General features: G+C 72.7%; 9 protein-coding genes. 5 read left to right on the top strand and 4 right to left on the bottom strand.

The annotated features are described in order from the left end of the window. Window positions 1-3: 3 nt before the first annotated feature. The 3 genes from ACH47Z_RS30775 to ACH47Z_RS30765 form a co-directional block, all read right to left on the bottom strand. Complete coding sequence (locus tag ACH47Z_RS30775) at window positions 4-1809, bottom strand: RICIN domain-containing protein (protein WP_399079439.1); 1806 nt, start codon at window positions 1807-1809, stop codon at window positions 4-6. A 126-nt stretch (window positions 1810-1935) separates the two neighbouring features. Beyond that, window positions 1936-3102 (bottom strand): FAD-dependent oxidoreductase, encoded by a 1167-nt coding sequence (locus ACH47Z_RS30770; RefSeq protein ID WP_399079569.1) that lies wholly within the window; start codon window positions 3100-3102, stop codon window positions 1936-1938. 50 nt (window positions 3103-3152) lie between these two features. Further along, window positions 3153-3503, bottom strand: a complete 351-nt coding sequence (locus tag ACH47Z_RS30765; protein ID WP_399079437.1) for a hypothetical protein — start codon at window positions 3501-3503, stop codon at window positions 3153-3155. A gap of 306 nt (window positions 3504-3809) precedes the next feature. Here ACH47Z_RS30765 and ACH47Z_RS30760 point away from each other — a divergent pair, with 306 nt between their 5' ends. The 5 genes from ACH47Z_RS30760 to ACH47Z_RS30740 all read left to right on the top strand — a co-directional run bounded on the left by ACH47Z_RS30760 (window position 3810) and on the right by ACH47Z_RS30740 (window position 10071). After that, a complete protein-coding gene (locus ACH47Z_RS30760; protein WP_399079435.1) occupies window positions 3810-4817 on the top strand; it encodes a Ppx/GppA family phosphatase in 1008 nt (335 codons plus the stop codon). 341 nt (window positions 4818-5158) lie between these two features. Then, window positions 5159-6127 carry an ABC transporter substrate-binding protein gene (locus tag ACH47Z_RS30755; protein ID WP_399079433.1) on the top strand — a complete coding sequence of 323 codons (969 nt, stop codon included), beginning with the start codon at window positions 5159-5161 and terminating at the stop codon, window positions 6125-6127. Next, on the top strand, window positions 6124-7704 hold the full coding sequence (locus tag ACH47Z_RS30750) for an ABC transporter permease (protein ID WP_399079431.1): 1581 nt from the start codon (window positions 6124-6126) through the stop codon (window positions 7702-7704). The genes ACH47Z_RS30755 and ACH47Z_RS30750 overlap by 4 nt, the downstream gene beginning before the upstream one ends. Beyond that, complete coding sequence (mdlC, locus tag ACH47Z_RS30745) at window positions 7701-9308, top strand: benzoylformate decarboxylase (RefSeq protein ID WP_399079428.1); 1608 nt, start codon at window positions 7701-7703, stop codon at window positions 9306-9308. The genes ACH47Z_RS30750 and mdlC overlap by 4 nt, the downstream gene beginning before the upstream one ends. 4 nt (window positions 9309-9312) lie before the next feature. Next, window positions 9313-10071 carry an ABC transporter ATP-binding protein gene (locus tag ACH47Z_RS30740; RefSeq protein WP_399079426.1) on the top strand — a complete coding sequence of 253 codons (759 nt, stop codon included), beginning with the start codon at window positions 9313-9315 and terminating at the stop codon, window positions 10069-10071. A 30-nt stretch (window positions 10072-10101) separates the two neighbouring features. Here ACH47Z_RS30740 and ACH47Z_RS30735 read toward each other — a convergent pair whose 3' ends face one another. Continuing rightward, window positions 10102-12741: a glycosyl hydrolase gene (locus tag ACH47Z_RS30735; RefSeq protein WP_399079424.1), complete on the bottom strand. Its 2640-nt coding sequence runs from the start codon at window positions 12739-12741 to the stop codon at window positions 10102-10104. Window positions 12742-12834 lie beyond the last annotated feature (93 nt).

Raw genomic sequence — 12834 nt, 5'->3', positions numbered from 1 at the left:
AGGTTAGTCCCCGCGGAGCGCTTGGGTCGTGGTGAGGGACAGGGTCTGCTCCGCGGCGGTGCGGCCCGCGCCCACCAGGGAGCCGGTGCCGTCGGTCCAGGTGCGTGCCGGGGTGGTCTCGGCGAGGCGGCCAACCGTGCCGGAGAGGCCGAGCACGAGGCCGCTGTAGCGGTTGACCAGGCGGTAGGTGCCACCCTTGGCGTTCGGGATCACGTACCACTGCTGTCCGACGGCCGGACCGCCGGCCGGTGGCCTGGTGGCGCTGGGCCGGGCGCCCCAGGCGCGGCCCGCCGTGGAGCCGGAGTCGACGCCGAGCAGCCGGCCGCTCGCCGCGTTGGCGATGGTGAAGGCGCCGTCGCCGGTCGGCGTGAAGACCCAGCTGTCCCGGCCGGAACCGGTGGGCCGGGCCAGCGAGGTGGTCGCGGAGCCGCCGGCCGCCTGGGCGAGGATGCGGCCCGCGCCGCTGGCGATGCGATAGCCACGGCTCGTGTCCATGGGCGCGGCCGCGGGCTTGGCGGAGTCGACGGTGATGTCCACGTACTCCCCGGAGGCGTCGTGCGAGCAGCCGAAGGCGCAGTAGGAACGGAAGGTCCTGCCGACGATCGCGGAGCTGGTGCGGTTGGCGCTGTCGAGGAACCAGCGGTACCAGGATGCGTTGGTGTAGCTGCCGGTGTCCCCGATGAGGCGCCACTTCTGGGTGGCCAGGTCGTCGGTGGCGTAGAGGTACTGCGGTGAGTTCCCGCTCTGGTCGACGGCCTGCGGTTCGCCGATGTAGAGGCCGAGATACGCGTCGTAGGCGATGTTCATGACGAACAGCGGCGAGGTCGGGGGCATCGTGCCGGCCGCGATCTGCTGGGCGGCGGTGCCGGTGTTGGCCGGGTCGTACTCGGCGGAGGCGGGCGTGTACCCGGTGGGGTGGTCGGCGTCGACGGGGACGATGTCGCTCTCCCTGCCGCCGGTGCCGGGCTGCGACCAGGCGCCGTCGTACCACTTGCGCCAGGAGCCGGGGGCCATCTTGGCGGAGATCGGGGCGCGGGCCACGTGCTCGTAGAACGCCTTCCAGCCACCGCTCTTGTCGATGATCCGGGAGCCGTAATAGACGTAGAAGTAGCCGGAGGCGGTGTCGACGAAGAGGCGCTGGTCGCCGTCGCCGTAGGAGTACGTCTGGTTCGGGAAGGCCGTCGTGTCCCCGCGCTCGGTGCTGTACGGGGACGTGATGACGTGGTCCGCGATGGTCCAGGTGCGGCCGTGGTCGGTGGAGACGGCGTAGTCGATGGCGTCGTAGTGCAGTCCGTCACCGAAGGGCTGCGGGGTGAACTCGTTGTGCACCAAGCCGTACCAGTCGCCGGTGTCGGGGTCGACCCACACCCCGGACAGGTCGCAGTAGTTCTTCTGGGCGTAGCCCGAGCCGCTCGGCGCGTACGTCGCCTCCCGGCCGGTGGGGCTGTTGTTGCAGCGCCAGGTGGTGTCGTCGTTGCGGTCGGCGGAGTTGGCCGGGTTCACCGCCTTGCTGAGCCTGTTGTCGAAGACGGCGGTGTCGAAGTCCTTGCCGGTGTAGAAGTCCCAGGTTCGCGGGTCCTTGGCGCCGTACAGTGCTGCGGACTGCTGGTAGTGGAAGGTGCCGTCCCGGTCCAGGTACGGGGTGGCGGGGGTGTCCGTGGGGTGGGTGAAGGGTACCGGGGTCCCCACGGTCACGCTGTAGGTGGCGTCGGCGGGCGTCACGGCCGCCGCCGGGGACGCGAGGCCGCCGCCCAGGACCAGGGCGACGGCCGCGGCGACGGCGCCGCTCGCTCTGTTCAAGAGTCGCAACTGTGCTCCTTGTTGCCGAAGGGCCGGTTGCACGGAACGATCCGGCCCCGGCGGTTTCCCCGGCAATGGACTCCAGTGCTCCGCCTCTTGCACTTTCGCGAGCGTACGCGCACGGGGAGGCTCCGGTCAGGAGTCCTCGGGCGCGGTGGCGGACAGCGGGCTGTCCCAGGCCAGTTGGCGGATGAGGGCCGCGTCCGGGTCGGCGGGGCGGGCCACGACGGGAGCGGGCCGGGCCGGGTCGCGGCTGCCGCGCGAAAGGACGCCGCTGACGCTTATGCTGCGCTCCACGCGCGGGCGGCGGTGCGCCTCGTAGGCGGCGAACGCGGTGGGCACATCGGGCAGATCGCGCAGCGCCTTGGCGAGGACGACGGCGTCCTCCAGTGCCCTCGAGGCGCCCTGGCCGGTGGCCGGGGAGGCCGCGTGGGCCGCGTCGCCGATCAGCAGCACGTGTCCGGTGTGCCACACGGAGCCGAGCGGCAGTTCGGTGGCGTTGGTGACCAGGACCGGGCCGACGGAGGCGGCGGCGATACCGGCGGCCGGGGATGAGTCCTTGCGCAGCAGCGGCAGCAGTTCCTCGCGCCAGTCGACCTCGTGCGCGGTGCCGTCGGTGGGCAGCGCGTCCCTGTTCACGCGGGCGAACCAGTACGTCTCCCCAGCCGGGGACACCGCGTACCCGAAGGTGGTCTCGCTGCCCCGGACGAAGGTGATGGCGCCGCCCGGGTCCGTGGCGGGAGCGGTGGCGGTGTAACCGTAGAAGACCCGCTGGCCCGAGTAGCCGGGCCGGACGCCGGGGGTGAGGATCCCGCGCACGGTGGAGTTGAGTCCGTCGGCGCCGACGAGGAGGTCCGCGTCGGCGGTGGTGCCGTCGGCGAAGTGCGCGGTGACGCCGTCCGGGCCGTCGCTCACGTCGACCAGACGGACGCCGTGGCGCACCGGGATGCCGCGCCTGGTCGCCTCGCGCTGGAGGGTCGTGTTCAGCTCGCCGCGGCGCAGGCAGCGGTAGTGCAGGGCGGGGTCGGCCAGGTCGCCGAGCGGCCTGTGCGTCTGCTCGGATCCCTCGCTGTCGAGCAGCCGGAGCGAAGTCAGCGGAAAACCGACGGCCGTCACCGCGTCCGTGGCGTCGAGCTGGGCCAGGGCACGCATCCCGTTGCTCGCCAGGGTCAGAAACGCGCCGATGTCCGCCGCCGTGTCGGGGTGTGCCTCGTACACGGTGACGTCGTACCCGGCCTTGCGCAGCCCGAGCGCGGCGGCGGTCCCCGCGATGCCGCCGCCGATGACCAGTACGTTCGTCACATCCGTCCCGCTCAAGTGCCGCTCCCTGCGCCGACAGTGGTGGTGACCATCTAAGGGCAGAGCGCGGGCCGCGGGGGCGGGCACGGCCGAGATCCGGACAGGGACTCCGGGCGGTGGAGCACGACCGTGTCGCCGTGGCCCACGATGTCGCGGGCCTGCGAGGTCTGGTCGGTCAGCGCCCCGGACAGCACCTTCCAGCCCGCCTCGAGCCACTCCACGAAGTTGCCGCCCTGCGGGCTCGCATCCCCGGTGACCGCGTACAGGTCCGCGAAACCGGCCCGGCGGATCGGAGCGTCCGGGGTGACCAGCGAACGGATGACGTCGAAGCGGCCGTTCGGCATCGCGCCCTCCAGCAGCAGCCGGGCGGTGTCGATGTTGCGCTGGACAGTGGTGTCGTTCATGTCGTTCCGCACTGGATTTCGGGGAAGTGCACCGACCACGAAACCGAGGAGGCTTCCGGGCGGCACGTCTCCAGTCCTGACACGAGCGACGGCCCGTCGCCCCGCAAAGCCGGCCCAGCCGGTCCCAGGTTCAGCCGGTCCACGCTGCCCGGGCCCGTGGGCCGCGGCCTGGCTCCCGCCGCGTACGCGTCGCGCCTCCGCCAGTCGCGCCCCCCGTGGCACGCCGCGGGGCGCTGTGCACAGGTGCTGCCCACGTGCGCCCCCTGTGTGACGGGTTTTTGACGGGGAAGTGGGTACGTCCCGGCCATGCGGGTGAGCGTGGTGGATGCGGGGTCGAACACGGTCCGGTTGGTGATCGCGGATGTGGAGGGAGGCGTTCCGCTGCCGGTGCACACCGTCAAGTGGAAGCTGCGCCTGTCCGAACACGTCGGTCCGGACGGCGCCATCGCCGACGCGGCGGTGGAGTCTCTGGTGCAGGCGGTGGCCGCGGCGGGTACGACGGCCCGGCGCTGGCATGCGACGGGGCCGCTGGCCTTCGCGACCGCGGTGGTGCGCGGCGCCCCGAACCGGCAGGACGTGCTGCGGCGGGTGGCCGCCGGGACCGGCATCCGCATGTGCACCCTGCCGGGCGAGACCGAGGCCGAGCTGACCTTCCTCGCGGCGCGGCGCTGGCTCGGCTGGCACGCGGGCCCCCTCGCGGTGCTCGACATCGGCGGCGGCTCACTGGAGGTGGCCTTCGGCCGGGGCCGCCTGCCCGACTTCGCCGCCTCTCTCCCGCTCGGCGCCCGGCGGCTCACCCGGGAGCATCTCGGTCTCCAGGATCCGCCGGGGCCGGCCGAGTTGAAGGAACTGCGCCGCCGGATCCGGCACGATCTGCGGGACGTGGCCGCACGGATCCGCTGGGAGGCGCCGCGCACGGCCGCCGTCAGCTCCCGTACGTTCCAGCAGCTGGCCCGGCTGTGCGGGGCGGCGCCCGGGCGCTACGGCCCTTTCGTGCGGCGGGAGATGTGCTGCGAGGACCTCGGCGAGGCGGTACGCACGCTCGCCGCGCTCCCCGCCGCCGAGCGCGCCCAACTGCCCGGCATCTCCGCACCGCGCGCCGAACAGAGCCTGGCCGGGGCGGTGGTGGGGCACACCGCGCTGAAGCTCATGGGGCTGCGCCGGGTCGTCGTCCTGCCGTGGGCGATCCGCGAGGGCGTCCTGCTGCGCTACCTCGAGGACGGCGCCGACTGGTGGACGGACATCACCGGGAGCGCGGACACGGCGGTCCCGTCCCCGACGGCAACCCTGCGCATCGCCGGCCCACCGGCATAACCGGACCCCGCCCACGCCACCGGGGGCGCGGACACGACGATCCCGTCCCCAGCAACACCCCTGCGCATCACGGACCCGCCGGCACAACCGGACCCCGCCCACACCCCCGGCCCTCACCTCGCCCGCACCCCGGGCCTCGCTCACACCCACGCCCGAGCCTCGGCCCACACCTCCGCCCACGCCCCCCGGGCGCCCCGACCCTCGCCCACGCGCGCCCTTCCTCCCCGCCCGCGCTCCGGCCCGCACCCTCAGCTCCATCTGCGCCCTCGCCCCCGCCCGGGGACCACAAAAATCCCCCCGACCTGTAGCGATCATGACAAATCACGGGTACGCATCCCCGTATGCCATTACGTCGATCACCATCGGGAACGAAACGCCTCGCCGCCCTCGTCGCCGCGGCGGCGCTGATCCTCATGGGCTGCGACAGCGGCGGGACGTCGCACTCCACGGACGGGCGGCAGCAGCTGACCGTGGCGGCGCTGCCGCTCACCGACTCGGCCGCGCTCTATCTCGCGCGGGACCGGGGGCTGTTCGCCAAGGAGGGGCTGGACGTGCACATCCAGCCGGTGCAGCAGAGCATCCAGGCGCTGCCCGCGCTGCTCAAGGGCCAGGTGAACGTGATCGCGAGCGCGAACTACGTCACGTATCTCCAGGCGTACGAGAAGGGCACCCTGGATCTGCGCATCCTCGCCGAGGGCGTCCGGATCGCCCCGCACATGATGGACGTCCTCGTGCCCAAGGACTCGGGCCTGAAGTCGCCCGGAGACCTGGCCGGCAAGAAGGTCGCCGTCGCCGTCCTCAACAACATCCAGTCCCTCACCCTGAACGCGATCCTCGCCGCCCAAGGCGCTGGGCGGCCCGTCTACCGGCAGATCCTGTTCCCGCAGATGGGCCCCGCCCTGGAGAAGGGCCAGGTGAACGCCGTCCACGCGGTCGAACCCTTCGACTCCGCGATCCAGGGCCAGTTGGGTGCGCGCGTACTGCTGGACGGCGGCTCGGGACCGGCGCGGGGCCTGCCCGCCAGCGGGTACGTCACCACGCACGACTTCGTCCGCAGGAACCCGAAGGCCGCCGCGGGCTTCCGGCGGGCGATCGAGGTGGCCTCGAAGCTCGCCGCCGCCGATCCGGGCGCGGTGCGCACGGAGCTGCCGAAGTACACCAAGGTGACCGCGGATCAAACCAAGTCGATCCATCTGCCCGACTATCCGGCCACCGCCGACGCGTCCGGGCTCCGTCGGCTCATCCACCTCATGCGTCAACAGGGGCTGTTGCAGAAGGACATCGATCCGGCGCCGCTGCTGGTGACATGACGCCACGTCAGAGCCGCGCGCTCGGCCTGCTCGGCGCGGCGATCGCCTTCGGGGTGTGCGAGGCGGTCTCCCGGGCCGGGATCGTACGGCGCGACTATCTGCCGCCCGCCTCCAACGTACTCGCTCGTGCCGTGAAGTTGGCGGGCGACCGGGCCTTCCTCGACGGGATCGGCGTGACGCTGCGGGCGTGGGCGCTGGGCCTGGGCCTCGCCTGCGTGATCGCCGTACCGCTGGGGCTGCTGCTGGGCACGGTGCCGGTGGTGGAGGCCGCCGTACGCGCGGTCGTGGAGTTCCTGCGGCCGCTGCCCTCGGTCGCGCTGATCCCGTTGGTGTCGCTGCTGCTCGGGTCGGGCACGCGGACCGAGGTGACGCTGATCGCGTACGCCTCGCTCTGGCCGGTACTGTTCAACACCGTCTACGGCCTCGGCGAGACCGACCCCCTGGCCAAGGACACCCTGCGCGCCTTCGGCTTCGGGCGGTTCGCGGTGCTGTGGCGGGTGGAGCTGCCGGGCACCGCCCCGTTCATCGCCGCGGGCGTACGGATCTCCGCCGCGGTCGCCCTGATCCTGGCCGTCGCCACCGAGCTCCTCTCCGGCTTCGGCCAGGGCCTCGGCATCTTCATCGCCCAGGCCGAGACCGCGACGGACGGCACCCGTGATGTCCTGGCCGGGGTCGTGTGGGCGGGCTGCCTCGGCCTCGTCATCAACGGTGTACTGGTGGGCGCGGAACGGCGGTTGTTCGCCTGGGCGCGGGAGCGGCGTGGCACGGACGGGCAGTTCACACGAGAACGAACCCGGAGGACCGCCGTTCCCTTCCTGCTGCGCTGGTCGGTACTGCTCGTCGCCGTCGGCTGCTGGGAGCTGGCCGCCCGCGCGCGGGACAGTGTGTACTTTCCGCCGCCGCTGCGGATCGTCCGGCACGTCTACGACCTGTGGTTCTCGGGTCCGGCCCGGCATCTGTTCCTCACCGCGGCCGCCGAGGACACGATCCTGCCCAGCCTGGGCCGGATGGCGGCCGGGTTCGCGCTCGCCGCCGTCGCCGGGATCGCCCTCGGCATCACGGTGGGCCGCTCCCGGCGGGCGTACGCGCTGTGCGACCCGGTGCTGCAGTTCGCACGGGCCGTGCCGCCGCCCGCGCTGGTGCCGGTGTTCGTCGTCGTCTTCGACTTCGGTACGCCCATGCAGGTGGCGTCGATCGTGTTCAGTGCCGTATGGCCGGTGCTGGTCAACTCGGCCGAGGGCGCCCGCGCCACCGATCCGCTGCGGCTGGAGGTCGCGGCGGTGCTGCGGCTGACGTGGCCCGAGCGGCTGTGGTTCCTGGTCCTGCCCTCGGCGCTGCCCCGGATCTTCGCGGGACTGCGGCTCAGCCTGTCGCTGTCCCTGATCCTCATGGTGTTCTCGGAGCTGCTGCCGGGCAGCGACAACGGCATCGGCTTCGCCCTCACCGACGCCCAGACACGCTCCGACCTGCTCACCGTGTGGGCGGCGCTGCTGCTCCTCGGCGCGCTCGGATACCTGCTCAACACCGGTCTGCTGGCGGTCGAGAAACGGCTCATCGGCCCAGGGAGGACAGCATGACGACGGCCACGGTGCGCGAGGCGGTCGTACGGTTCCTGCGGGACACCGGCATGACCACGGTCTTCGGCAATCCCGGCTCCACGGAACTGCGCATGTTCCGTGACTGGCCGGACGACTTCACCTATGTGCTGGGCCTCCAGGAGTCCGTCGCCGTCGGTATGGCGGCAGGACATGCGCTCGGCACCCGGCGGGCCGCGTTCGTCAGTCTGCACTCGGCCGGCGGGGTGGGGCACGCGCTCGGCGCGGTGTTCAACGCCTACCGCGACCGGGTACCGCTGGTGATCGTGGCGGGCCAGCAGGCGCGCTCGCTGCTCCAGTTGCGGCCGTTCCTCGGCGCCGACGAGCCGGCCCTGTTCCCACGCCCGTACGTGAAGTCCGCCCGTCAGCCGGAGCGGGCCGAGGACGTACCGGCCGTACTCGCCGAGGCGTACCGGACCGCGATGGCCCATCCGCGCGGGCCGGTGTTCGTGTCCGTGCCCGAGGACGACTGGGACCGGCCCGCCGAGCCCGTCCCGCCCCGCACCGTGCACACGGAGTTCACGGCCGCCCCGCACGCCCTGGCCGCGCTCGCCGCCCGGCTGGACACCTGCGCCCGCCCGGCGCTCGTGGTCGGCCCCGGGGTGGACGACGAGGACGCGCTGGAGGAGGTCCGGGCGCTGGCCGAGCGGCTCCGGGCCGGGGTGTGGATCAGCCCGCTCTCCGGCCGCTCCGGGTTCCCGGAGTCGCATCCGCTGTTCCAGGGCTTCCTGCCGCCGGTCGCCCGTCAGCTGGCCGCGCGCCTCGCGCCGTACGACGTCGTCGTCGCCCTCGGCGCACCGGTGTTCACGTATCACGTGCCGGACGACGGCCCACCGCTCGCGCCCGGCACCGAGCTGTTCCACCTGGACTGCGATGCCGGTCAGGCCGCCTGGCTGCCCGTCGGCACCAGCATCGTCACCACCCTGCGTCCCGCCCTGACCCGGCTCACGGACCTGCTGAAGGAGCCCGACCGGGAACCACCGCCACCCCGGACCGCCTCCGCCCCGACCCGCGCCGGAGCGCGGATCACCCCGGAGTTCTTCTTCGATCTGCTGCGGGCCCGGCTGCCGCGCGACCGGGTGCTCGTCGAGGAGGCGCCGAGCCACCGGGACGCACTGCACGCGCGCGTACCCGTGGACATGGGCGGCGGTTTCCTCACCACCGGCAGCGGGGCGCTCGGCTGGGGTCTGCCGCTCGCGGTCGGGCGGGCCCTTGCAGACCGGCGCCGGGTGGTGTGCGTGGTCGGCGACGGTTCGGCGCTGTACTCGGTGCAGGCGCTGTGGAGCGCGGCCCGGCACGCGGCCCCGGTGACGTACGTCCTGCTGGACAACGGGGGTTACGCGGCCGTCCGGGCGCTGGGCCGCCGTATCGGCATCGGGCCCGTCCCCGGTACGGGCATCACCGGCATCGGCTTCGTGTCCCTCGCCGAGTCCTTCGGCTGCCCGGCCGCCCGTGCCGAGGACCCCGGCGAACTGCCGGCCGCCCTGGACCACGCACTGGGCCTCGGGGACGACGCGGGGCCCTTCCTGCTGCACCTGCGGGTCACCGGCAGCGCGGGGACCCTGTACGAGCCGTGGGCCGGGTGAGGGGATGCTGCGCCTCGACTCCGTCAGCCGGTACTTCGGCGACCAGCACGTCCTGGACGGCATCAGCCTCACCGTGCCCGACGGTCAACTCCTGTGTGTCGTCGGGCCGTCCGGCTGCGGCAAGTCCACCCTGCTGCGCACCATCGCCGGGCTGCTGCCCGCGCAGGAGGGCACGGTCACGGTGGACGGCACCCCGGTGACCGGGGTCCCGGACCGGCTCGCGGTCGTCTTCCAGGAGTACGGCCGCTCGCTGCTGCCCTGGCTCACCGTCCGCGACAACGTGGCGCTGCCGCTGCGCCGGCTCGGACTCGGCCGGACCGCGCGGCGGGCCGAGGCCGAGGCGATCCTCGAACGCGTCGGCCTGCCCGGGGCCGGGCGCCGCCGTCCAGGCGAGCTGTCGGGCGGGATGCAGCAGCGCGTCGCCATCGCCCGCGCCCTGGTCTGCCGCCCGTCCCTGCTGTTGATGGACGAGCCGTTCGGCTCCCTGGACGCCCGTACCCGCGAGGATCTGGAGGACCTGCTGCTGGAGGTGCACCGGGCCGACGGCACGACGATCGTGTTCGTCACCCATGACATCGACGAGAGCGTGTACGTCGGTGACCGCGTCGTCGTCCTCTCCCCCGGGCCCGGCTCCCGTGTCGTCCGCGACCTGCCGATCGGCCTGCCCGCCGACCGGGACCAGATCACCACCAGGAGCCTGCCCGGGTTCGTGTCGCTGCGTACGGAGGTGGGACGCGCAGTGCGGGGTGGGGGTGAGGGGTGACCCCCGGGCTTCAGGGGCCACCCCTCGCGTTCACCGCAGGTCGCGCACCTTCACGGTGTAGATCCCCCGGCCGTGCGTGGCCGCGTACAGCGTGCTGCCGTCGGGGCTCGTCCTGAGCTGGAGGACGGCGACGGCCGGAAGGTCCCCGATCCGCTGCCAGGTGGTGCGGCCCGGCGCACGGTAGACCACGCCCAGGTCGGTGGCGACCGCGAGGCCGCCGTCCGCCGTCACCAGCGTGGAGTCGGCGGGCACGTCGGGCAGGTTCGCCGAGATGTCCTTCCAGGTCGTACCGCCGTCGGTGGACTCGAAGACATGGCCGACGCCCGCACCCGGCCCCTCCGTCCAGTGCCGGGAGAAGCCGTTGACGGCGAGGAAGACGTGGTCGGCGTTGCGCGGATCGACGGCGAAGCCGCTGAGGTAGCGGTTGGGCACGGTCCCGTCGACGGGCAGGCTGATGTCGTGCCAGCCGGTCCCGTCCGCGTTGCCGACGGCGATGCCCCGGGCGAAGCCCTGGTTGTTGCAGGGGCCGCACCAGGCGGCGTAGATCTTGCCGCCGGACGCGGCGACGGCGGTGGCGACCCGGCCGGCGCCGAAGTCGTGGACGCTGGTCCACTCGGAGCCGCTGCGGATGGCGTAGCCATGGGTCTGGACCCAGATGTGGCGGCCGCCGGCGATCCAGGTGTTGCCGTTCTTCAGGTCGGCCGCGAGCGGGGCGATGAAGCGGGCCTCGCTGGTGGCGTTGTCGGCCGGGGCGACGGAGTACGAGGTGGCCTTGCTCGCGTCGGTGGCCCAACTCCCGTTGTTCACCGCGCAGTTCTGGGTGACCTGGACGGCCAGGTAGACGTACTCCTGCGCGATGTCGCACCCGTTGGCGGGATCGGTGAGCGTGTCGCCGCCGTCGCCGCCGAAGTTGGAGCCCATGACGGTGTCGTTGCTGCGCAGGACGGACTGGCCGTTGTCCTGCAGGCCACCGGTGACGGACACCCCGCCGTGGTCGAGGTCCCTGCCGATGCCGACGGAGTAGTACTGGAGGGTGTCGATGGTGCCGTCGTTGAGGGAGGTCCAGTCGGTGGCGTGGCCGGAGGCGTCCTGGGCGCCGTTCACCGGGCGCCTGTAGATGCCTCCGTCGTTGCCGACGTACACGAAGCTGTGGCCGTGGTAGCTGCCGATGGCGACGCCGTGCTGGTCGGAGTGGGTGGTCTGGCTGCAGGAGCCGGTCTGCCGGGTCGGGTCGATGCTCCAGCAGGAGAAGGGGAAGTTCCAGTACGGTCCGACGGTCGACCAGGTGGTGCCGCCGTCCTTGGTCTCGTACACCTCTTCGAGGCCGGCGTACACGTGCTGCGGGTCGGCGGGGTCGACGGCGAGGAACTGGTTGTACCAGGCCTGCACGCCCGGCATGTAACCGGCGGTCGTCAGCGCCGAGTTGTCGGCGGCGAGGCCCTTGTAGTCGGCGATCTTCGTCCAGGGGCCGGTCGGGGAGGCGGAGGTGGAGACGTAGATGCCCTCGAGGCCGCTGTCCGGGTTGGTGTTGAGCTGCTCCGGCGACTGGTCGATGGCGTAGTAGCGGGAGCCGTCGGCGGAGCGGGCGAAGGTGACGTTGCCGACGTTGTCCGCGTCGGCCGGGAGGTCACCGAGGCCGCTGGTGATCCGGGTCCAGGCGCCGTTCACCTTGGTGTAGAAGCCGTTGTAGTCGTCGCCGCTGCGCCAGCCGACGGCCAGCACCACCTTCGAGGGGTCCCTGGGGTCGACGGCGATGTCGTTGGCGATGTTCTTGTACGGCGCGGAGGGGTCGTTCGCCTTCGAACCGCCGGGCAGATAGTCGGGGTTGGGCGCGTACTCCAGCTTCCAGGGGCCGTCCAGGTCTCTCGTGGAGTGGCTCCACACGCCCTTGCTGGTGGCCGCCCAGACCGTGCCCCCGCCGAAGCGCAGCTCGTGGATGGTGGTGCTCTCCAGCTCGTCGCCGCCGACCCGGCGGCGCGGGGAGAAGGTGCCGTGGTGGGGGTGGTCCAGGACGTAGACGCCGCTGCCGAGGTAGGCGTCGGCGTTGGTGGTGGCCTCGCCGGTGCCCAGCCACAGCCGGCCCGTGCCGTCGAGGGCGAGGGCGCCGGTGGACTGGGCGGGCAGCCGGTCGCTGATGGGCTGCCAGTGGCCGCCTCCGGTGCGCGAGCGCCACACACCGCCGCCCGCGCTGCCCGCGTAGACGTAGCCGTCGTCGTCGGCGGCCACGGCGGCCATCCGGCCGGTGACGTTGCCGGATCCGCCGCTGGAGTTGGAGTCGATGTCGCGGTAACGCGGATCGTCGGAGTTGTACGGCAGGTCGGTGATGTTGCGCCAAATGCCGCCCGTCCTGCGGAGGTTGGTGAGGTCCTGCCAGGCGGCGCCGTACGCGCCCGGTGCGACGACACCGGGCGAGGTGCGGGCCTCGGCGTACTGGTCCGCACCCTCGGCGATCTCGTCCGCCTCGTTGCCGCCGTCGGCGTCCCCCGCCACGTGCGGCGACATGGCACCCACCGACTGCTGGCGCTCCTCGGCCAGTTGGCCGAGGACGCGGACGCCGAAGGGGCTCGGTGAGCGCCCGGAAGCGGCCGACGGGGGGATCGCGACGAGCGCGGCGGACGCGGTGAGCGCGCAGAGGGTGAACCACCGTCTTCTGCGGGTTGGCACGGACACCAGGAGCCTCCTGAGGGCATCGACACTGCCGACGCAGGAGACCTGATCACGCAGACACGGAAACGTCCGCCGCTTGGCCAAATATTGACGAGA

The organism is Streptomyces sp. NPDC020192 (assembly GCF_044388685.1).
Taxonomy (GTDB): domain Bacteria; phylum Actinomycetota; class Actinomycetes; order Streptomycetales; family Streptomycetaceae; genus Streptomyces.
Note: the sequence above shows the minus strand (reverse complement) of the source record. Positions and strands in the feature narration are given on the sequence as shown.

Bases quoted from the DNA above. Each gene is read 5' to 3' on its own strand.
- ACH47Z_RS30765 (WP_399079437.1), bottom strand. From the start codon at position 3,503: ATGAACGACACCACTGTCCAGCGCAACATCGACACCGCCCGGCTGCTG.
- ACH47Z_RS30760 (WP_399079435.1), top strand. From the start codon at position 3,810: ATGCGGGTGAGCGTGGTGGATGCGGGGTCGAACACGGTCCGGTTGGTG.
- ACH47Z_RS30755 (WP_399079433.1), top strand. From the start codon at position 5,159: ATGCCATTACGTCGATCACCATCGGGAACGAAACGCCTCGCCGCCCTC.
- ACH47Z_RS30750 (WP_399079431.1), top strand. From the start codon at position 6,124: ATGACGCCACGTCAGAGCCGCGCGCTCGGCCTGCTCGGCGCGGCGATC.
- mdlC (WP_399079428.1), top strand. From the start codon at position 7,701: ATGACGACGGCCACGGTGCGCGAGGCGGTCGTACGGTTCCTGCGGGAC.
- ACH47Z_RS30740 (WP_399079426.1), top strand. From the start codon at position 9,313: ATGCTGCGCCTCGACTCCGTCAGCCGGTACTTCGGCGACCAGCACGTC.